The organism is Streptomyces spinoverrucosus, assembly GCF_006539505.1.
Classification (GTDB): domain Bacteria; phylum Actinomycetota; class Actinomycetes; order Streptomycetales; family Streptomycetaceae; genus Streptomyces; species Streptomyces spinoverrucosus.
Genome location: NZ_BJND01000023.1, coordinates 54,899 through 75,709, shown reverse-complemented (window position 1 = coordinate 75,709; position 20,811 = coordinate 54,899). Strand labels below are relative to the sequence as shown.

Here is a 20,811-nt window from a genome sequence, read left to right as displayed (position 1 = left end):
GCCGCCCTACGGCGCGAGTTGGACGTAGTAGGGCAGCAGGACGGAGTTGAGCCACTCCCGGCCCTCGGCCGTGTCGAAGTCCACGGCCTCGTCCTCCTCGCAGCGCAGCGCACCGTCCGGGCAGCGGTCGCCGAACAGCACCACGGTCCGGTCCGCCGGTTCCCGCTTGGACGACCACACCATCCCCTGCGCCCACGGCTGGGTGTGCCGGCGGATCCAGTGCGCCCAGTCCCTGGTGTACGGGTACTCGTGCGCCTCGGTGTGCACCAGCCAGGTGTCCTGGTGTACGGCGGCCAGGTCCTGCGCGGTCATCAGCGGCAGCACGCAGAGGTCGGCGGTGAGCCGGAGGGTGCTCAGGCGGCGCCCCTCGACGGCCCGGCGTTGCAGCAGGCGGGGGCCGCCGGCCGGGTCGAAGGGCAGGGAGCGCAGCAGGGTCTCGCACACGGCGGCGGCCGCGCTCAGGCCGACGTACAGATAGCCGTACCGGTCGCAGGAGGTGGCGTCGAAGCGGCCGCCTCCGTACAGGCAGTGCGCGGGCCTGGGGTTGAAGTCGGCGGCGCCGCGGTGGGAGCCGTGGATGCGGTACAGCAGGGTGCCGCGGGCCAGCGTGACCTTGCCGGGGGTGCCGGTGAGCGTCTCGGGCGGCCGGTAGTTGGGCACGACGGTCAACCCTCACTGTCCATCAGAAACCGTGCGGTCTCGACGAGTTGTCTGTCCCGTCCGGTGCCGAGCAGGCGGACGGGGCTGGTGCCGAGCCAGGCGTTGGCGGACAGCCACCAGTCGGCGGCGCCCCAGGGGTCGCGGTCGGCGTCCAGCAGCGCGTTGACCTCCAGGACGACCAGCCAGGGCAGGGTCTCCTCGGAGAACTGGAACCGCGGCAGCCGCAACCGGCCTCCGGCGCCACGCAGCCGGATCAGGTCCGGCGCGTACGGCTCACCGCCGCCCTGCTCCACGGTGTCCGCGTCCAGCGCGGGCTCCGCGAGCAGCCGTTCCCGCACCGGCCCGAGCACCGGACCCACCATGCGGTGCCCGTCGATCAGCAGCACGGCCAGGTCCTCGGTCGCGAACCCCTGCACGGTCGGCGCCCCGCCCTGTGCCTGCTGCACGGCGACGAGCCGCGCGTGCGCGTCCGCCCCGAACTCGTCGGGCAAGTGTTCCCGCAACAGTCCGGCGGCCCGCACCGCGCAGTCGTCGCGGCCGGGGGCGTCGGCGTGGCGGACGACGGTGAGCAGTTCGGCCAGCCGGGCCCGGGTGTCCGGCCCGAGCCGCCCGGCGACCCGGTCCCAGCGGGCCGCGGCGGCGGCGAGGGTGAGGTACGGGTCGGCCGGTTCGGACGGGGGCTGTCCCATCAGTCCTCCCCCACGGATGTCAGCAGCCGTTCCAGCAAATCGGCGCGCGCATGGCGGCGTACGACGAAATGGATGTCCCAGTCGGCGCCCCGGGCGAGTTCGGCCTCGACGGCCGTCCACAGCGCGCCGAAGCTCTCCAGCGGGGTCAGCCCGCCGCGCCCCGCGCCGAGCAGCGGCAGGCACACCGACCGCAGCGGCGGGTCGTACCGGCGGGCCTCCTCGGCGAGCAGGGCGAAGACGCGGGCCACGCCCCGCGTGATGTCGGCGGGCTGTACGTCGTAGTCGTTGGTCTCGGGGCGGGGCACGGCGACGGCCACGTGGTAGATGCGCCGGATGCCCTGATCGGCCAGCGCGCCCGCGGAGGTGACGGCGACCGTGCCCGGCAGGGCCGCCCGGCCGGGAGCCCCGTGCCGGGCGGCCCATGACCCCAACTCGTCGTGGACGCGGTCCTCGACGAGTCCCCCGGTGGGGTCCCTGCGCGCCCCCGCTCGGCGCAGGGTCGCGGAGATGGACGACTTGTAGGGCGCGGGGAGCGCGAAGTAGGTGTTCGTGGGCGAGACCACGACGTCCATGTCCCGCAGCAGGTCCACGGAGTGGACGTGCACGGTGACGGGCACGGTACGGCGCTCCACGCGGACGCGCAGCGCCCGGTGGGCGGCGGGGATGCGGTCGTACGGCGCCGGGGCGGGGGCGTCGGTCACCGGGGTGCGCCCGGCGACCTGCACGATCTGTTCCGCGACCTGCCCGAGGACCATGAACTCGTGGTGCTTGCGGAACCGTTCGACGCTCACCCCGTACACCTGCGCGGCCCGTCGGCGCCGGTCGGCGGCCGGCCAGTCCCGGGTGCCCTGGGCGAGGCCGAGGCTGTACTCGGCGGCGGTCTGCAGGGTGCCGCCGCCCATCCGGGAGACGGCGAGCCGTAACACCTTTTCCACCGGCCCCCCAGGCAACTCGCCGTCTCCCCGCGGAAGATCACGGGCGACCTCGGCGACCACCGGCAGGGCGAGTTCCCGCAGCCTGACGACTCCGGCTCGTCGCACCTTGCGCACCTCCGCGAGGACCACTCCGTGTTCGAGCGGGTGAGGCGGCGGCGACGGCATGACGATCAGCATCGCACCGGCGCGCGGCCGCTCACAAGCCCGTTCCGCCCTTCCATTGCAGCGCACGGCCCGGTCGCGGACGGGTCGGAATCAGGGCGCGTCCAGGGCCGAACCCGACCTCGGACGCGCCCTCACACAAAGGCGGTTATACGAAGAAACTGAGCACCGCCGCCGCCACGAACCCCGCCACCGACAGCACCGACTCCAGCACCGTCCACGTCTTCAGCGTGTCCCGCTCGCTGATGCCGAAGTACTTGGCGACGATCCAGAAGCCCCCGTCGTTGACGTGCGAGGCGAAGATGGAGCCCGCGGAAATGGCCATGATGACCAGGGCGACGAACGCCTGCGAGTGGTCGCCCTCGGCGAGCAGCGGGGCCACGATGCCCGCCGTCGTCACGATCGCCACCGTCGCCGAGCCCTGCGCGACCCGCAGGACGAGCGAGATCAGGTAGGCGAGGACGATCACCGGGAGGCCGACGTCGTTGAAGGTGTCGGACAGCGCCTGGGCCACACCGCTCGCCTTGAGGACCGCGCCGAAGACGCCGCCCGCGCCGACCACCAGCAGGATGTTGCCGACGGGCTTCAGGGACGAAGTCGACACCGTCTCCAGGGACTTGCGGGACCAGCCGCGCCGGATGCCGAGGACGTAGTACGCCAGCAGCAGCGCGATCGTGAGGGCCACGAACGGGTGGCCGAAGAACTCGATCACCGAGCGCGGCGTGGAGGGGTCCAGCGCGATGGAGGAGAAGGTGGCGGCGAGAATCAGCAGCAGCGGCGTACCGATGATGGCGAGGACCGTGCCGAGGGCGACCGGCCGCTCGCTCGGCGCGTGCTGGTCGTCCAGCACGGCGCGCTTGGCCTCCTCCGCGGCCTCCACCATGTCCTGCGGCACGGGCACGAAGATCCGGCGGCCGACCCACGCCGAGAACGCCCAGGCGGCCAGCACGGCCGGGATGCCGCAGACGATGCCCATGAGGATGACCCAGCCGAGGTCCACGTGCAGCAGACCGGCGGCGGCGACGGGCCCCGGGTGCGGGGGCAGGAAGGCGTGGGTCATGGACAGGCCCGCGAGCAGGGGCAGGCAGTACAGCAGGATCGACTTGCCGGAGCGCTTCGCGGCGGCGTACACGATCGGCGCGAGGACGAAGATGCCGACGTCGAAGAAGACCGGGATGCCGAAGATCAGGCCGGTGAGGCCCATGGCGAGGGGCGCTCGCTTCTCGCCGAAGAGGTTGAGCAGCCGGGAGGCCAAGACCTCGGCGCCGCCGCTGACTTCGAGGATCGCGCCGAGCATGGTGCCCAGGCCGATGATGATCGCGACATGGCCGAGGATGCCGCCCATGCCGGACTCGATGGTCGAGACGGCGTCGGAGCGCTGGACCGTGCCGAAGAGTTCGGTGACCGACAGGCCCGCCATCAGGCCGACGGCGATGGAGACCGCGAGCAGCGCGACGAACGGCTGGAGCCGGGTCTTGATGATCAGGAAGAGCAGGAGCGCGATACCGAGCGCGGCGACCGTCAGCAGTCCCGCGGTGCCGTCGATGAGGAGGAGCAGGCCGCCGGTGTGGGGTGGGGTCTCGGCCGGGGCGGAGGCAGCGAGCGGGAGGGATATATGGGACATTCGAGGGTCCTCTGCGTAAACACATGACGCTTTCGGGCATGGCGGGATCACGGCACGGCGCCCAAGGGGAGGGGGCGCCGTGCCGTGACGGCGTACGGTGTGCGGGAGTTGAGGGGTTCTGCGAGGCCGTCAGCCGAGGACGGCGAGGGCGTCGATCTCGATGAGGAGCCCGGCGGGCAGCCCGACGTAGACGGTGGTCCGCGCGGCCGGCGGCTGGGTGAGGCCCTGCTCCTCGAAGTAGGCGTTGTAGATCTCGTTCATCTCGGCGAAGTGGTCCACGTCCGTCAGATAGACGCGGATCATCATCACGTCGTCCCAGGTGGCGCCGCCCTCTTCAAGGATCGCCTTGACGTTGGCGAGGGTCTGGAGGGTCTGCTCGCGCAGGGTCGGCCCGGCGGGTGTCGGGGGCTGCCCCTCGACGGCGGGCAGGAAGCCGACCTGGCCGGCGACCTGGAGGATGTTGCCCTTCTTCACACCGTGCGAGAACTTCGCGGGCGGCGTGGTGTGGGTCTTGGGGGTGAGGGCGGTCTTCTCGGTCATACGACGTCCTTCGTCGGGGTCCTGCCGGAGTACTCGCCGCTGATGGCGTCCGCGGTGCGGCGGACCAGCGGGAGCAGGGTGAGGAGTTCGTCGCCGGTGACGACGACGTTGGGCGCGGAGACCGACATCGCGGCGACGACCCGGCCGTCCGCGCCGCGGATCGGTGCGGCGACGCAGTTGATGGACTCCTCGTGGCCACCGAGGTCGGTGGCCCAGCCCTGTTCGCGCACCTTGGCCAGCTCCCTGAGGAAGGCCTCGGGGTTCGGTGTCGAACGGGACGTGTACATGGGGTAGTCGAGCTTCTCCGCGAGGGCGCGGCGCTCGTGCTCGGGAAGGTCGGCGAGCAGGAGTTTCGCTACGGCGGCGACCGTGATGGCGACGGGCTTGCCGATCCGCGAGTACATGCGCACCGGGTAGCGGCTGTCCACCTTGTCGATGTAGAGGACCTCGTTCTCCTCGTACACCGCGAGGTGCACGGTGTGCCCGCACTGTTCGTTCAGCCGTACGAGGTGGGGGTGGGCGATCTCGCGGATGTCGAGGTTCTCCATCGCCTCCTGGGCGAGCGCGAAGAGGCGGGCGCCGAGGCGGTAGCGCTGGTCGGACTGGCGGTAGACGAAGCCGTGCTCGTGCAGGGTGCGCAGGAGGCGCAGCGCCGTGGACTTGTGCACGCCGAGGCGGTCGGCGACCTGTCCGAGGTCGGCGGGGCCCTCGGCGAGCAGCGGCAGGATGCTCAGCGCGCGGTCGACGGTCTGACTCATGGCGTACGTACCTCCTCCGGGGCCCGATCAACGGCGTGCGTCCAGCCGGGGCCGAGTCGAAGTCTCCCCCACGCGTCGTCATCGAGGGCGGCCAGCCGGTCGGCGTGGTCACGGGAGGGCGGGGTGGCGAGGTCGCCGGGGACGGTGAGGGCGGCTGCCGCCATGAGGTGGCCGTGGCGGAGGCGGTCCCTGAGGGGCAGGCCGCGCAACGTCCCGGAGAGAAACCCCGCGGCGAAGGCATCGCCCGCACCGACGGGGGCGACGACGCTGACGTGAGGGGCACGTTCGACGACGCGGCCCGGCCGTGCCGACCCCAGGGGCGCGGGGCTGTGACATATGCGGCTCCGCCGCGTGGGCGCGACCGGCCCACCACGGCCCGCAGCCGGACGACCACCGGGCCCCGGCGTCCGCTCGAACACCGTCGCTCCCTCGGCGCCCTGCTTCACCACCAGCGTCCCCGGCTCGGGCAGCAGCTCCCGAATCGCCTCGGGCCCGCCCGTCACGCCCCAGGCCTCCTCGGCCTCGTCCTCCCCCACGAACACGATGTCCGCGTCCCGCGCCAGCTCCAGCAGGATCCGGGGCCCGCCGGTCTCCCGCCACAGCCCCTGCCGGTGGTTGACGTCGAACGACACCAGCGGGCGCCCGGCGGCCGGAGCGGTCAGCTCGCGCATCAGCGCCAGGCAGTCCTCCGACAGCGCCGCAGTGATCCCCGACAGATGCAGGACCCGCGCCGCCCGCACCGCTCCCATCTCCACGTTCCCCACCGCCATCGCCGACGCCGCCGACCCCGCCCGGTAATACGCGACCTCGTGACCGTCACCGGCCCGGTCCCCCGCCGTGCGGAAGTACACCCCCGTCGGGCGCGACGGGTCCCGGCGGACGGACGACACATCGACGCCGTACGCCCCGATCGCCTCGACCAGATGGTCACCGAAGCCGTCCTCACCCACCCTGCTGACCCACCGCGCCGTATGCCCGGCCGCAGCCATCACACATGCCACGTTGGACTCCGCCCCACCGATCCCCCGGTCGAAGGACGGCACGTCGGCGAGGCGCCCCGGGCGGGAGGGCAGGAACGTGACCATGGACTCGCCGAGCGCGACGACGTCGACGACGTCGGGAGCGGTGCAGGAGGCGGTGGCGGTCACGATGGTGGGGACTCCTCGGTCGGCATCGCGGGATCGTGGCGGCTCCGTTGACCCCGCGTTGGCCGAGATGTTAGACAGCAGTTAGCGACATACGCAATGGGCGTTGCACAAAGCGCAACGCGGCAGCAACGCACCAGATCAGGGAGGCTCCATGGCCCTCGAACCCGGCTCCACGCCCGCCACCGAAGCGCTCGCCCGCCTCGCCGAGGAACGCGTCGACCACCGCTTCAAGGGCCTCCCGCCCGACGCCCACGGCCTGACCGTCGCCGAACTCGCCGCCCAGCGCCGCAACCTCTTCACCGACGGCTTCACCACTCCGGTCCTCGCCCTCTCCGCCGAGCACCTGGAACACAACCTCCGCCTCATGGCGACGTACACCACCCGCCACGGCCTCGCCTTCGCCCCGCACGGCAAGACGACCATGGCCCCGCAGCTCTTCCAGCGGCAGATCGAGCGCGGCGCCTGGGGCATCACCCTCGCGGTGCCGCACCAGGTGCGGGTCGCGCGGGCGTTCGGGATCCGGCGGATCTTCCTCGCGAACGAACTGGTGGACGCGGCCGCCCTGCGCTGGATCGCGGACGAGCTGGCCACCGACCCCTCCTTCGAGTTCGTCTGTTACGTCGACTCCGTACGCGGCGTCGAACTGATGGACGCGGCACTGCGCGGCGGCACCGAACGCCCCTTGGACGTCGTCGTCGAACTCGCCGCCGGTGAGGGCGCCCGCACCGGCGTCCGTACCGAGGCGGAGTGCGCGGCGATCGCCGACGCGGTGGCCGCCGCACCGACCCTGCGCCTGGTCGGCGTCGCGGGCTACGAGGGCGAGGTGCCCGAGGCCGACCCCGAGCGGGTGCACGCCTGGCTGCGCCGGCTGGTGGCGCTGGCGGTGGACTTCGACAAGGCGGGGCGTTTCCAGGGCCTGGACGAGATCGTGATCAGCGCGGGCGGCAGCGCCTGGTTCGACGCGGTCGCGGACGTCTTCGCGGAGATCCCCGGACTCAGCTCCCCGGTACTGAAGCTGCTGCGCTCCGGCGCGTACGTCTCGCACGACGACGGCCACTACCGCAAGCTGACCCCCTTCAACCGGGTCTCGGAGGAGGGCGCCCTGGAGCCCGCGTTCCGGCTGTGGGCGCAGGTGGTGTCACGGCCGACACGCGAGCAGGCCTTCGTCAACGCGGGAAAGCGGGACGCGGCGTACGACCTCGACCTGCCCTTCGCGCAGGTCATCCGCCGGGGCGACACCGAGCGCCCCGCGACCGGCATCGAGGTCACCGCGCTCTCCGACCAGCACGCCTGGCTGCGCACCGCCCCCGAGGCGGACCTGGAGGTCGGGGACTGGCTCGGCATGGGGCTGTCCCACCCGTGCACGTCGTTCGACAAGTGGCAGCTGATCCCGGTGGCCGAGGCGGACGGCACGGTCGTCGACTACATCCGTACGTTCTTCTAGGAGGCCCGGCATGGCAGACCTCGTCATCCGTGACGCGGACGTCGTCGACGGCACCGGCGCCCCCGCGTACCGCGCCGATGTGGTGGTGGCCGACGGCCGGATCGTGTCGATCGTCAAGGAGGCAGCGGCGGCGGGATGTCAACGCCCCAGCGCGACGAGGGAGCTGGACGCGGAGGGCCTGGTCCTCTCCCCCGGCTTCATCGACATGCACGCGCACAGCGACCTCGCCCTGCTGCGCGACCAAGACCACAGCGCGAAGGCCGCGCAGGGCGTGACGCTCGAAGTCATCGGCCAGGACGGGCTGTCGTACGCCCCCGTCGACGACCGCACCCTCGCCGAGGTCCGCCGTGCCATCACCGGTTGGAACGGGCACGGCGACGACATCGACTTCGACTGGCGTTCGGTGGGCGAGTACCTGGACCGGCTGGACCGGGGCATCGCGGTCAACGCGGCCTACCTGATCCCGCAGGGGACGGTCCGCGCGCTGGCCGTCGGCTGGGAGGACCGGGAGGCCACGCCGCAGGAGCTGGACCGGATGCGGCAGCTGGTGGCGGAGGGCCTGGAGCAGGGCGCGGTCGGGATGTCGTCCGGGCTCACCTACACGCCCGGCATGTACGCCAAGGACGCCGAGCTGACCGAGCTGTGCCGGGTGGTGGCCCAGTACGGCGGCTACTACTGCCCGCACCACCGCTCGTACGGGGCCGGGGCCCTTCAGGCGTACGAGGAGATGGTCGCCCTCACGCGGGAGGCCGACTGCCCCCTGCACCTGGCCCACGCCACGATGAACTTCGGCGTCAACATGGGCCGTGCGCCCGAGCTGCTGTCCCTGCTGGACGACGCCCTCGCGGCCGGAGCGGACATCAGCCTCGACACGTACCCCTACACCCCCGGCTGTACGACCCTGGTGGCGCTGCTGCCGAGCTGGGCGAGCGAGGGCGGCCCGGAGGAGATCCTGCGGCGGCTGACGGACGACAAGACGGCCGAGCGGATCCGGCACGACCTGGAGGTGGTCGGCGCGGACGGCTGTCACGGCGTACCGGTCGAGTGGGACACGATCGAGATCTCCGGCGTGACCGACCCGGCCCTTCAGGCGTATGTCGGCCGTACGGTCGAGGACTCGGCGGCCCTGCGCGGCGAGGCGCCCTGGGTCACCGCCCGCCGGCTGCTGGTCGAGGACCGGCTCGGGCCGACGATCCTCCAGCACGTCGGCCACGAGGAGAACGTCCAGGCGATCATGCGGCACCGGGTGCACACCGGCGGCTCGGACGGCATCCTCCAGGGCGCCAAGCCGCACCCGCGCGCGTACGGCACGTTCCCGCACTATCTCGGCCGGTACGTGCGGGAGTTGGGCGTGCTGTCGCTGGAGGAGTGCGTGGCCCATCTGACCGGGCGCCCGGCGGCCCGGCTGCGGCTGCCGGACCGGGGCGTGGTCCGTGAGGGGTACCGGGCCGACCTGGTGCTCTTCGACCCGGCCACGGTCGCGGCGGGCGCCACCTTCGACCAGCCGCGCACGCTCCCGACGGGCATCCCGCACGTCCTGATCGACGGCCGGTTCGTGATCGAGGACGGCCGGCGGACGGACGTACTGGCGGGGCGGGCGGTCCGCAGGACGCCGGTGTGATCGCCCGCCCCGGCTGGGTCACGGCTTGGGCAGGGTGCACCCGCTCGCATACAGGTCGAGCTTGTTGTCGAGGCCGAAACAGGCGGCGAGCTGATACGTCTGCTGGGCGTAGTTGATGCCCTGGCGGACGGTGACGTTGCCGCTCGCGTCGACCTCGCACGGGTTGTTCAGCGTGCAGCGCTGCCCGTCCTCGTTGCCGGTGTTGTTGACGGCGACGACGCGGCCGGTGGACCGGTCGACGACCGGGGAGCCCGAGGTGCCGCCGACGGTGTTGCAGGCGGAGGTGTACCGGACGGAGTCCTTCCAGGTCCAGTCGCTCTCCTTCAGCCGGTATGCGAAGCCGTCGATCGAGCAGGTGTAGATCCGCTTCCAGTACCCGGAGACGACACTGATGGCGGTGCCCGCCGTCGGGCGGGTGTCGTTGAGGGTGAGCGCTTCGATGCCGTAGGAGCCGCGGATCTGCGCGTAGGTGCGGGTGAGCTGGTAGACCGCGACATCCGTGTCGGTCATCGTGGAGTACGCGATCTTGGCGGCGCGCAGGGTGGCGACGCGGGTCCCGGCGGAGTTCAGCAGCCCGAAGGAGCGGGTGGAGGGCTGGTCGACGATGACCTCGCCGGGCTCCGGGAAGCCGCTCTCCAGGCAGTGCCCGTTGCTCAGCACGAGCGCGGGGTCGTCGTCGGCGGAGTCCGGCATCCGGATCACGGAGCCGGAGCAGTTGCTGAGCGCGACGGTACCGGCGAAGTCGACGGCCTGGATCGCGGGCGCGGCCTCCGCGTCCGGGGTGGCGGCGACCGCGGGGGCCGCACCTGCCCCGGTTGCTAAGAGGGCGGCGAGTGCGGCCAGGAGAGGCTTGTTCATGTGGGGTCCCCTCTGTTGTCTTGTCATGCACATTGTTCGTGTGCATGACAGGAGGGGACAAGAAGGCGTTCAGGCCCTCGGGTGACGCGTCATCGCGCGTGTATCCGGGGCTACTTGGGCCGTTTGGTGCTGCCCCGGCCGTTCCCCGGGTTGCCGTTGGCGTTCCCCGGACCATCGTCGGGGGCGGTCGCCGCGGGAGTCGGAGTCGCGGCGGGCGCGGTCGTGGGCGCCTTGGTGGCGGGGGCAGTGACGGGGGTCTGGGAGACGCCGCCGCCCTTCGAGGGGTTCGAGGTCGGGGCCGAGACGGGGACGTGGGCGCTCGCCGAGGTGGGCGCGGAGGGCGTGTCGCCGCCGCCCGCTTCCGCACGGGACGGCGTCGCCGCCTCCTCCGGGTCACCCGACGTCGAGTTCGTCCGGTCCTGCTTGCCCTGCGTGCCGCCGCCGGAGGACGACCCCGAGAAGGAGAACCCGGCGATCAGCGCCGCCACGGACACCGCGCCCACCGCACCGGCGGCCACCGCCACCCGCCGCTGCCGCCAGGGGCTGGGCTTGCGGCGGGAGCGCCGGGGCCGCCCAGGGGTCGGCACCGGCGGCAGCTCGCGCGTCTCGTCGTAGGCGTTCTGCCAGCCGTGCGCGGCCGCCGGGTCGGCGTACTCGTCGTAGGCAGGTATCTGCTCCGGCTGCGACTGCGGCAGGTACACCATCGGCGGACTCTGAGGTTCACCCGTTCTGGGGGGCTCTGACATGGCCACGCATTCTAGGGACTGGCGTGATGAGAGGGACAGCGGCGGCTTTACGGGGACAGCGGCGGTACGTACCCGCCCGAACCCGGCGTCTCATGTGGCGGATAGCACGAGCCGTGATGCGTTACGCGGCCGTAAGCTCCCAGACATGCAGGTGATCCAGTCGACCAAGCTCGCCAACGTCTGTTACGAGATCCGGGGCCCGGTTCTCGAAGAGGCGATGCGCCTGGAAGCGGCCGGTCACCGCATCCTGAAGCTGAACACCGGCAACCCGGCCGCCTTCGGCTTCGAGTGCCCGCCGGAGATCCTGGAGGACATCCTCCGGAACGTGTCGACGGCCCACGGCTACGGCGACGCGAAGGGCCTGCTGGCCGCGCGCCGGGCGGTCGTCATGCACAACCAGACCCTCGGCATCGAGACGGACGTCGAGCACGTCTTCATCGGCAACGGCGTCTCCGAGCTGATCACCATGGCGATGCAGGGCCTCCTCGACGACGGCGACGAGGTCCTCGTACCGGCCCCGGACTACCCGCTGTGGACGGCCGCCGTGTCCCTGTCCGGCGGTACGGCCGTGCACTACCGCTGCGACGAGCAGTCCGACTGGATGCCGGACCTCGCCGACGTCGAGCGCAAGGTCACCGACCGCACCAAGGCGATCGTGATCATCAACCCGAACAACCCGACCGGCGCGGTCTACGACGAGGCGATGCTCAAGGGCCTGACCGACATCGCCCGCCGCCACAACCTGCTGGTCTGCTCGGACGAGATCTACGACAAGATCCTGTACGACGGTGCCCAGCACATCCCGACCGCCGCCGTCGCCCCCGATCTGCTCACCCTCACCTTCAACGGCATGTCGAAGGCGTACCGGGTGGCCGGCTACCGGGTCGGCTGGATGTCGATCTCCGGCCCGCGCGCGCACGCCGACTCCTACATCGAGGGCCTGACGATCCTGGCGAACATGCGCCTGTGCGCCAACATGCCGGGTCAGCACGGGGTGGTCGCGGCGCTGAGCGGACGCCAGTCGATCAACGACCTGGTGCTGCCGGGCGGCCGACTGCGCGAGCAGATGGACGTCGCCTACGAGATGCTCACGCAGATCCCGGGCGTGACATGCGTCCGTCCGAGGGGCGCCCTGTATCTCTTCCCCCGCCTTGACCCCAAGGTCTTCAAGATCAAGGACGACCGTCGGCTGGTCCTCGACCTGCTCCGGCGCGAGAAGATCATGGTGGTGCACGGCACCGGCTTCAACTGGACGGAGCCGGACCACTTCCGGGTCGTGACGCTGCCCACGGTCGGCGATCTGCGGGACGCGATCGGCCGGATCGGCACCTTCCTGGACGGCTACAGCCAGCACTGACGCTCACGCTGCGTGGACACATACCCCTTATTTGTGAACGGCTCAACTTTAGACGAAATCTAAGCTAGGATGGCTTCTGCCAAGCACCAGGAGGCCATCCCATGTACGAACCGATCCGCGCCAAGTCGGTCCACACGATGGCCGGCACCCCTTCCGACTTCCCCCACCGGTCACGTGAGGAAGAGCTGGACATCCAGCTCGCGGGGCACCTCGCGGCGCTGCTCGCCGTCACCGACGAGCTGCGCGCGCTGGCCCCGTCCGACGACCTGGACACCGCCGCCGCACGGCTCGCGGAGCAGGTGGCCCGGCTGCGGGGAGGCCGTACGCCGGCCCGCATCTCGGCGACCGCGGCCGCGACCGCCGAGCCGCATCTCGCCGCGCTGCACCGGCGGGCGCATGCCCTCGCCGGGCGGGCGCTGGTGGTTGCGGCGTCGCGGGCGGACACCGCGGCCGCGATTCTGGCCGCGGAACGTATGGACGCTCACGCCGAGGCGCTGGGGCCTCGCGAACTCGCGTCCCACTGAGCCGTAGGGCTCCGCCGGGCGGCCCCGGTCCGCGTGCACCCGCAGCGACGCGCGGACCGGGTGCCACAGCACTGCGTTGGCTTGAACCGTGGCTCTTCGCCGTAGGGCTTGTTGTCGTCTTGCGGCTTTCTGTGGTCGGTGGCTTGTCGCGCAGTTCCCCGCGCCCCTGAGGGCGTCGTTGAATACCGGGACCTCCAAGTCACCCGGCGTTCATCCTCTGCGCCGGGGAACGTTGGGTTCCGGGAGCACGCTCCGGGCGTGAGACGAATCACGGGTATTGTCCTCGCGGTTTTGCTGATCGGCGGCGTGGTGGCGGCCGTCCTGGCGGGCCGGGACAACGGGGAACAGAGCGCGGCAACGAAGACCGTGCGTGGCGTGGTGGGGTCGGAGAAGATGGAGTTCTTCGCCGATCCCCAGGTGGTGGACGCCCTTGCCGCCAAGGGCTACACCGTGAAGGCGGAGCCGTCCGGGTCGTGGGCCATGGAGGACCTGGATCTGAAGGGGTACGACTTCGCCTTCCCGTCCAGCAAGGCGCCCGCCGACGCGCTGGCCGAGAAGTACGAGGCGCAGCAGCCGCTGCCGCGCCCCTTCTACTCGCCCCTCGTCGTCGTCGCCCACCGCAACGCCGCCGAGGTGCTTGAGGCCAACGGGCTCGTCACGCTCGACGCGCCCCACCGCGGCACGCTGAGGATGAGCGCCTATCTCGACGCCGCCCGGGACGATCGCACCTGGCAGCAGCTCAAGGGGGCCGAGAAGTACGGGGAGTTGAGCGGGACGCTCTTCATCGCCAGTACCGATCCCCTCACCTCCAACTCCGGCGCCCTCTACCTCGCCGCCGCCTCCTACGTCGACAACGACGGCAAGGTGGTCGCGAGCGACGCCGACGTCGAGCGCACCGCGCCGCTGCTGCGGAAGCTGGTCACCGTGCAGGGTGCCCAGCAGTCCAGCTCCGACGGTCCCTTCCGGGACTTCATCAGCGGCGCCGGGAATCCGCTCGTGCTCGTCTACGAGTCGCAGGTCGCCTCCCTGCTGGCCCAGGGGCAGGGCGTCGACGACCTCACCGTCCTCTACCCGGACACCACCGCCACCAGCGACCACACCGTCGTGCCGCTGAACGACGAGGGCCGTGAGTTCGGCCAACTGCTGTCCACCGACCCGACGTTGCGCGAGCTGGCCGTCCGGCACGGGTTCCGGCCGCAGGGCGCCACCGCCGAGTTCACCGCGGCCACCGCCGACCACACCGACTACCTCAACCAGAAGCTGACCGGCGTACGGCAGGCGCCCGTGCCCACCTACGAGGTGCTGCACGAGATGGCGCGCCGGGCGCGCGGATAGGGGGAGCAGCCAGATGAGCGACCACGACCTCGGCCACAGCGCCAGCCAGAACACCAGCGCCAGCCGCGACGACTCCTTCACCCTCACCCCACCCGAGCCGGTCTCCCCGGTGCCGCGCGAGAAGGCGGGCGGTCTCGTCCCCGTCGACGACGGCGTCCGTACGGACATGGCCCGCAAGGCCGCCGAGTACGTCGCCGGACTCGCCGCCCTCGACGCCCGCTCCCCCGAGTTCGCCGGCAAGGTCGGCGAGATCACCGCGCTGGGCGCCGGCGAGATGCGCACCGCGGCCGCGCAGTCCAACCGCATGCTGGAGCGGACCGTGCGCAGCCTGCCCAGCAAGGGCGGCGACGCCCAGTCGCAGGTCGCCGGGTCGCTGGTGGAGCTGCGCCGCGTCGTCGAGGACCTCGACCCGCGCGACCTGCCCGCCGCCAAGGGACGCAAGTTCCTGTCCCGGCTGCCCGGCGGGAACAAGCTGCGCGATCACGTCGCCAAGTACGCCTCCGCGCAGGGCACGTTGAACAAGATCGTGGGGTCGCTGCGCGGCGGGCAGGACGAGCTGCGCCGCGACAACGCGGCGTTGCAGACCGAGCGGGTCCGGCTGTGGGAGACCATGGGCAAGCTCCAGGAGTACGTCGTGCTGACCGAGGCCCTGGACCGGGCCGTCGAGGAGCACATCGGCGGGGTCTCCGATCCCCAGCAGGCCGACAACCTGCGCGCCGACGTCCTCTTCCCCGTCCGGCAGAAGCACCAGGACCTGCTCACCCAGCTCGCGGTGTGCGCGCAGGGCTACCTCGCCATGGATGTCGTACGCCGCAACAACGAGGAGCTGATCAAGGGCGTCGACCGGGCCGCCACGACCACCGTCTCGGCGCTGCGCATCTCCGTGATGCTGGCCTCCGCGCTGGACAACCAGAAGAAGGTCGTCGACCAGGTCAACGCCCTGCGCGGCACCACCGAGGACCTGATCCGGGGCAACGCGGAGATGCTCGCCACGCAGTCCGGCGAGATCCAGCGGATCGCCGCCGACCCGGCGGTGGGCGCGGAGACCCTGCGGACCGCCTTCCAGCAGATCTACCGCACGCTCGACGCCATCGACACCTACAAGGTGCAGGCCACCGAGGCGATGGCCACCACCGTCGAGTCGCTGACGAACGAACTCCAGAACGCCAGTGCCTATTTGGAGCGCAGCCGCTCGCAGGGCGCCCTGGAAGGAGGTCAGATATGAGACGCCGGATCGCCGCCCTCACCCTCGCCGCGCTCACCCTGCTCACCGCCTGTACCTCCGGGCAGGACGACCCCGACGACGATCCCACCGCCTACACGCCCGGCACCCTGCGCGTCCTCGCCTCCAGCGAGCTCAGCGACATGTCCCCGGTCCTGGACCAGGTCCGCGAGCAGACCGGCATCACCGTCCGGCCCACCTACATGGGCACCATCGACGCCGTCGACCTGCTGGCGGAGGGCAAGGCGGACCAGGCGTACGACGCGGTGTGGCTGGCCTCCAACGACTATCTGCGGCTGCGCCCCGAGGCCCGGAACAAGGTCGTCTCGGAGACGCCGATCATGTCGAGCCCGGTCGCGATCGGCGTCAAGCCGACCACAGTGCAGGCCCTCGGCTGGACTCCCGAGGACGTCACCTGGTCCCAGGTCGAGAAGGCCGTCCGGGACGGCGAGCTGACGTACGGCATGACCGACCCGGCCCGCTCCAACTCCGGTTTCTCCACCCTGGTCTCCGTCGCCTCCGCCCTGTCGGGCGCGCAGTCCGCGCTCACCGACACGGATGTGCGCAAGGCGACTCCGCGACTGCGGGAGTTCTTCCAGGGGCAGAAGCTGACGTCGGGCTCGTCGGGCTGGCTGGCCAGCGCCTACACCCGGCGCGGCAACGTCGACGCGCTGCTCAACTACGAGTCGGTCCTCAAGGGCATCCCGGACCTGACCGTGATCCGGCCCAAGGACGGCGTGGTCACCGCCGACTACCCGCTGTCCTCCCTCGCCTCCGCCAGTGCCACCGCCCGCGAGGACGTACGCCGCCTCGCCGAGGCCCTGCGCACCCCGGAGATCCAGCGCGCGATCACCGACCGCACCCACCGCCGCCCGGTCGTCGCCTCCGTCACCCCCGCACCGGGCCTGGAGACCACCCGGCGGCGCGAACTGCCCTTCCCGGGCAGCCGTTCCGTCGCCGACGGGTTGCTCGACTCGTACGAGAACGAACTGCGCCGACCCTCGCGCACGGTGTACGTCCTGGACACCTCCGGCTCCATGGAGGGCGAGCGGCTGGCCGGGCTGAAGTCGGCGCTCACCGGACTGACGGGGGACTTCCGGGACCGCGAGGAGGTGACGCTGATGCCGTTCGGGTCGGACGTGAAGAGCGTGCGCACCCATGTCGTGGACCCCGCGAACCCGAAGACCGGCCTCGACGCGATCCGCCGCGACACCCGGGCGCTGAAGGCCGAGGGCGACACGGCGATCTACACCTCGCTGGAGAAGGCGTACGAGCATCTGGGCACCGACGAGGACATGTTCACGTCGATCGTGCTGATGACCGACGGGGAGAACACCGTCGGCGCCAGTGCCCAGGACTTCGAGGCGTTCCACGGCTCGCTCACCGGCGAGCAGCGCAACATCCCCGTCTTCCCGATCCTCTTCGGCGACTCCGACCGCTCCGAGCTGGAGCACATCGCCGAACTGACCGGCGGCCGTCTCTTCGACGCCCAGCAGGGCTCCCTGGACGGCGCCTTCGAGGAGATCCGTGGCTACCAGTAAGGCACTGACGTACCTGGAGTCCCGCAAGAACCTCACCGGCTGCGCCTGCGGACTGCTCGGGCTGGTGCTGACGTTCACGGGCGTGGCGGGCCCGTACTGGCCAGTCGTCGTCGCCGGTCTGTACGGGGCGGGCGCACTCATCGCACCGCCGGAGCGTCCAGCACTGCCCGACTTCCCGGATCCATCCGCCCAACTCGGCGAACTGCGCGGCGACTTCGAGCGGCTGGGCACCTACCTCACGGACGTGGAACTGCCGCCCGCCGTATCCGGGCGCCTGACGGAGCTCACCGACCTGCTCGCCGCGTTGCTGGAACCGGGCTGGGTCGCCGAGGTACTGGCCCAGGACCCGGAGGGCGTGCACGCCCTGTCGCGGGCGGTACGGCAGGACATTCCCGAGGCCGTCGACACCTTCGTACGCACCCGATGGTGGCACCGGATGACGCCGGGGCAGGAGCCACCGGAGCGCCATCTGGAACGGCAACTGGCACTGCTGCACGAGGAGGCAGAACGCCTGGCAACGGACCTCAGGGAGACGGAGGCCCGCCGCCAGGAATCCCACACCCGCTACTTGGAAGACCGCTCAGAGCAACGCCCCTAGGGGCGCGGGGAACTGCGCGACCAGCCCCCACGAACCCGCACCCGCCAACGGCGAAGGCCACGCACCCCATTGTGCGTGGCCTTCAAAACCTCACCACGGTCGGCCGTGACGATGTTGCTGGTCAGGGCACGATCGGAGCCGACCGCGGCGTCCTTGGGGGGCGTCAGCCCAGCCGCTCCACCAGCGCCCGGTACTCGTCCCACAGCTCCTTCGGCGTGTGATCACCGAAGGTGTTGAGGTGCTCGGGAACCAGCGCGGCCTCCTCGCGCCACACCTCCTTGTCGACGGTGAGCAGGAAGTCCAGCTCCTCGTCGGCCAGGTCCAGGCCGTCGGTGTCGAGGGCCTCCTTGCTCGGCACGATGCCGATCGGAGTCTCGACGCCCTCCGCCTTGCCCTCCAGCCGCTCCACGATCCACTTCAGGACGCGGCCGTTCTCGCCGAAGCCGGGCCAGACGAACGCGCCCTCGTCGTTCTTGCGGAACCAGTTGACGTAGTAGATCTTCGGGAGCTTCCGCGGGTCCTTGTCCTTGGCGACGTCCACCCAGTGGCCCATGTAGTCGCCCATGTTGTAGCCACAGAACGGCAGCATCGCGAACGGGTCGCGGCGCAGCTCGCCGACCTTGCCCTCGGCCGCGGCGGTCTTCTCGGACGCCACGTTCGCGCCGAGGAACACGCCGTGGTTCCAGTCGAAGGACTCCGTCACCAGCGGTACGGCGGTGGCGCGCCGCCCGCCGAAGAGGATCGCGGAGATCGGCACGCCCTTGGGGTCCTCCCACTCGGGCGCGATGATCGGGCACTGCGCGGCCGGGACCGTGAAGCGGGCGTTGGGGTGGGCGGCCGGGGTGCCCGACTCGGGCGTCCAGTCGTTGCCCTTCCAGTCGGTGAGGTGGGCCGGGGTCTCCTCCGTCATGCCCTCCCACCAGACGTCGTTGTCGTCGGTGAGGGCGACGTTGGTGAAGACCGAGTTGCCCCACAGCGTCTTCATCGCGTTGGCGTTGGTGTGCTCACCGGTGCCGGGCGCGACGCCGAAGAAACCGGCCTCGGGGTTGATGGCGTACAGACGGCCGTCCTCGCCGAAGCGCATCCAGGCGATGTCGTCGCCGATCGTCTCGACCGTCCAGCCGGAGATCGTGGGCTCCAGCATGGCGAGGTTGGTCTTGCCGCAGGCGCTCGGGAAGGCGGCGGCGACGTACTTGGGCTCGCCCTGCGGCGGGGTGAGCTTGAGGACCAGCATGTGCTCGGCCAGCCAGCCCTCGTCGCGGGCCATCACGGAGGCGATGCGCAGGGCGTAGCACTTCTTGCCCAGCAGGGCGTTGCCGCCGTAGCCGGAGCCGTAGGACCAGATCTCGCGGGTCTCCGGGAAGTGGGAGATGTACTTGGTCTGGTTGCAGGGCCAGGGGACGTCCTGCTGGCCCGGCTCCAGCGGGGCTCCGAGCGAGTGCACGGCTCGCACGAAGAAGCCCTCGGAGCCGAGCTCGTCGAGGACCTGCTGACCCATACGCGTCATGGTGCGCATGGACACGGCGACGTACGCCGAGTCGGTGATCTCGACGCCGATCGCGGACAGCGAGGAGCCGAGCGGGCCCATGCAGAAGGGCACGACGTACATGGTGCGGCCCCGCATCGAGCCGCGGAACAGGCCCTTGTCACCGGTGAAGATCTCCCGCATCTCGGCGGGGTCCTTCCAGTGGTTGGTCGGGCCGGCGTCCTGCTCCTTCTCGGAGCAGATGAACGTCCGGTCCTCGACGCGGGCGACGTCCGTCGGGTCGGACGCCGCGTAGTAGGAGTTGGGGCGCTTGATCGGGTCGAGTTTCCGGAAGGTGCCCTTCTCGACGAGCTCTCCGCACAGTCGCTCGTACTCGGCCTCGGATCCGTCGCACCAGACCACGTTGTCCGGCTGGGTCAGTTCGGCGATCTCGTTGACCCAGGAGACGAGCTCCTGGTGGTTGGTCGGGACGGTACTGGGGGGAGCCGCGATGTCTCGCGCCACGATCGCTCCTAAATGAGGGATTTTTTGTCTGTCTGCCCCGTGGGGGCCGCGACCCGGATGCTTCGCTTACTCCCTTTGGCGCTCATCCGGTGTCGACCGCACTCATTTGATCATCCGAGGTGACCGCCCATTTGTCCAGAGGGCCGCCCACCTGAGCGGCGTGAGGAAGGCCACCACCTCTGTGTTCCCATTTGTTTCTTTACATGCACGTTGGGTTCGGATGACCGTCTCTTGAGGTGCGCGAGCGCCGCCTGAAGGGCTCCAACTGCCGTGAGACGATGACCACTACCCTCGGCGCACTGACCCGTCACTTACGGTTCCGTAGGTACGATGCGGCACATGACTGCGTCCGCCTCCGACGCGCCCAAGGACTCGCCGGTCGCCGACCGGATCTCCAGCGCGCTCTCCCTGCCGCACCCGATCAAGCCCAAGCTCCGCGGCTGGCTGCATCTCGGCATGTTCCCGGCGGTGCTGGTCGCGGGCCTGACACTGACCGCCCTCGCGGACTCGGCGCGCGGCCGCATAGCCTGCGGGATCTACGCCCTCACGGCCTGCCTGCTGTTCGGCGTGAGCGCGCTGTACCACCGGGGCACCTGGAGTCCGCGGATGGACGGCGTACTGCGCCGCCTGGACCACTCCAACATCTTCCTGATCATCGCCGGCACCTACACCCCGCTGACCCTGCTGCTCCTGCCGGGCAGCACGGGCCGCTGGCTGCTGTGGGGGATCTGGGCTGCGGCGCTGGCGGGCATCGTCTTCCGCGTCTTCTGGGTCGGCGCCCCGCGCTGGCTGTACACGCCCTGTTACATCGCGATGGGCTGGGCGGCGGTCTTCTTCCTGCCCGACTTCCTGCGCACCGGCGGTATCGCGGTGCTGGTCCTGGTGATCGTCGGCGGGGTGCTCTACAGCGCGGGCGGGGTCGTCTACGGCATCAAGCGACCGAACCCGTCACCGCGCTGGTTCGGCTTCCACGAGGTGTTCCACTCGTTCACACTGGCGGCGTTCGTCGTGCACTACGTGGGGATCTCGCTGGTGGCGTACCAGCACGCATGACAGCTG

The 20,811-nt window shown here is 71.0% G+C and carries 19 protein-coding genes; 9 read left to right on the top strand and 10 right to left on the bottom strand.

What is annotated here, in order from left to right; genetic code table 11:
• Positions 1–6: 6 nt before the first annotated feature.
• From SSP24_RS16950 to SSP24_RS16920, 7 genes are all read right to left on the bottom strand, one after another.
• The gene (locus tag SSP24_RS16950; RefSeq protein ID WP_141310491.1) at positions 7–660 is read right to left on the bottom strand and encodes an RES family NAD+ phosphorylase; all 654 of its coding nucleotides are present in this window, start codon (positions 658–660) and stop codon (positions 7–9) included.
• A 5-nt stretch (positions 661–665) separates the two neighbouring features.
• Positions 666–1,349: a hypothetical protein gene (locus SSP24_RS16945; RefSeq protein WP_141310394.1), complete on the bottom strand. Its 684-nt coding sequence runs from the start codon at positions 1,347–1,349 to the stop codon at positions 666–668.
• A complete protein-coding gene (locus tag SSP24_RS16940) occupies positions 1,349–2,449 on the bottom strand; it encodes a macro domain-containing protein (protein WP_141310393.1) in 1,101 nt (366 codons plus the stop codon). Before SSP24_RS16940 ends, SSP24_RS16945 begins: the two co-directional genes overlap by 1 nt.
• A 145-nt stretch (positions 2,450–2,594) precedes the next feature.
• A complete protein-coding gene (locus SSP24_RS16935) occupies positions 2,595–4,070 on the bottom strand; it encodes a GntP family permease (protein WP_141310392.1) in 1,476 nt (491 codons plus the stop codon).
• A gap of 129 nt (positions 4,071–4,199) precedes the next feature.
• Positions 4,200–4,610 (bottom strand): RidA family protein, encoded by a 411-nt coding sequence (locus SSP24_RS16930; protein WP_141310391.1) that lies wholly within the window; start codon positions 4,608–4,610, stop codon positions 4,200–4,202.
• On the bottom strand, positions 4,607–5,368 hold the full coding sequence (locus SSP24_RS16925; protein ID WP_141310390.1) for an IclR family transcriptional regulator: 762 nt from the start codon (positions 5,366–5,368) through the stop codon (positions 4,607–4,609). Before SSP24_RS16925 ends, SSP24_RS16930 begins: the two co-directional genes overlap by 4 nt.
• A complete protein-coding gene (locus SSP24_RS16920; RefSeq protein WP_141310389.1) occupies positions 5,365–6,516 on the bottom strand; it encodes a sugar kinase in 1,152 nt (383 codons plus the stop codon). The genes SSP24_RS16925 and SSP24_RS16920 overlap by 4 nt, the downstream gene beginning before the upstream one ends.
• A gap of 151 nt (positions 6,517–6,667) precedes the next feature.
• On the opposite strand from SSP24_RS16920, the gene SSP24_RS16915 reads away from it, so the two are divergent.
• Together SSP24_RS16915 and SSP24_RS16910 are read left to right on the top strand one after the other, a co-directional pair.
• On the top strand, positions 6,668–7,960 hold the full coding sequence (locus tag SSP24_RS16915; protein WP_141310388.1) for an amino acid deaminase: 1,293 nt from the start codon (positions 6,668–6,670) through the stop codon (positions 7,958–7,960).
• 10 nt (positions 7,961–7,970) lie between these two features.
• Entirely contained in the window at positions 7,971–9,581 is a 1,611-nt protein-coding gene (locus tag SSP24_RS16910; RefSeq protein WP_141310387.1) for an N-acyl-D-amino-acid deacylase family protein, read from the top strand.
• Positions 9,582–9,599: 18 nt separating this feature from the next.
• On the opposite strand, the gene SSP24_RS16905 is transcribed toward SSP24_RS16910, so the two are convergent.
• Together SSP24_RS16905 and SSP24_RS16900 are read right to left on the bottom strand one after the other, a co-directional pair.
• On the bottom strand, positions 9,600–10,439 hold the full coding sequence (locus tag SSP24_RS16905; protein ID WP_141310386.1) for a S1 family peptidase: 840 nt from the start codon (positions 10,437–10,439) through the stop codon (positions 9,600–9,602).
• A 110-nt stretch (positions 10,440–10,549) separates the two neighbouring features.
• Complete coding sequence (locus tag SSP24_RS16900; protein WP_141310385.1) at positions 10,550–11,143, bottom strand: hypothetical protein; 594 nt, start codon at positions 11,141–11,143, stop codon at positions 10,550–10,552.
• 187 nt (positions 11,144–11,330) lie between these two features.
• On the opposite strand from SSP24_RS16900, the gene SSP24_RS16895 reads away from it, so the two are divergent.
• From SSP24_RS16895 to SSP24_RS16870, 6 genes are all read left to right on the top strand, one after another.
• Positions 11,331–12,542: a pyridoxal phosphate-dependent aminotransferase gene (locus tag SSP24_RS16895; RefSeq protein WP_141310384.1), complete on the top strand. Its 1,212-nt coding sequence runs from the start codon at positions 11,331–11,333 to the stop codon at positions 12,540–12,542.
• A 101-nt stretch (positions 12,543–12,643) separates the two neighbouring features.
• A complete protein-coding gene (locus tag SSP24_RS16890; protein ID WP_141310383.1) occupies positions 12,644–13,066 on the top strand; it encodes an SCO4983 family protein in 423 nt (140 codons plus the stop codon).
• Between the two features lie 258 nt (positions 13,067–13,324).
• On the top strand, positions 13,325–14,401 hold the full coding sequence (locus SSP24_RS16885; protein ID WP_141310382.1) for a substrate-binding domain-containing protein: 1,077 nt from the start codon (positions 13,325–13,327) through the stop codon (positions 14,399–14,401).
• 13 nt (positions 14,402–14,414) lie between these two features.
• A complete protein-coding gene (locus tag SSP24_RS16880; protein ID WP_141310381.1) occupies positions 14,415–15,626 on the top strand; it encodes a toxic anion resistance protein in 1,212 nt (403 codons plus the stop codon).
• Positions 15,623–17,164 carry a substrate-binding and vWA domain-containing protein gene (locus SSP24_RS16875; RefSeq protein WP_141310380.1) on the top strand — a complete coding sequence of 514 codons (1,542 nt, stop codon included), beginning with the start codon at positions 15,623–15,625 and terminating at the stop codon, positions 17,162–17,164. The genes SSP24_RS16880 and SSP24_RS16875 overlap by 4 nt, the downstream gene beginning before the upstream one ends.
• On the top strand, positions 17,151–17,762 hold the full coding sequence (locus SSP24_RS16870; protein WP_174864664.1) for a hypothetical protein: 612 nt from the start codon (positions 17,151–17,153) through the stop codon (positions 17,760–17,762). Before SSP24_RS16875 ends, SSP24_RS16870 begins: the two co-directional genes overlap by 14 nt.
• 163 nt (positions 17,763–17,925) lie before the next feature.
• Here SSP24_RS16870 and SSP24_RS16865 read toward each other — a convergent pair whose 3' ends face one another.
• Positions 17,926–19,752, bottom strand: a complete 1,827-nt coding sequence (locus SSP24_RS16865; protein WP_141310379.1) for a phosphoenolpyruvate carboxykinase (GTP) — start codon at positions 19,750–19,752, stop codon at positions 17,926–17,928.
• A 339-nt stretch (positions 19,753–20,091) separates the two neighbouring features.
• Here SSP24_RS16865 and trhA point away from each other — a divergent pair, with 339 nt between their 5' ends.
• Positions 20,092–20,805 carry a PAQR family membrane homeostasis protein TrhA gene (gene trhA, locus SSP24_RS16860; protein ID WP_141310378.1) on the top strand — a complete coding sequence of 238 codons (714 nt, stop codon included), beginning with the start codon at positions 20,092–20,094 and terminating at the stop codon, positions 20,803–20,805.
• Positions 20,806–20,811: the final 6 nt, after the last annotated feature.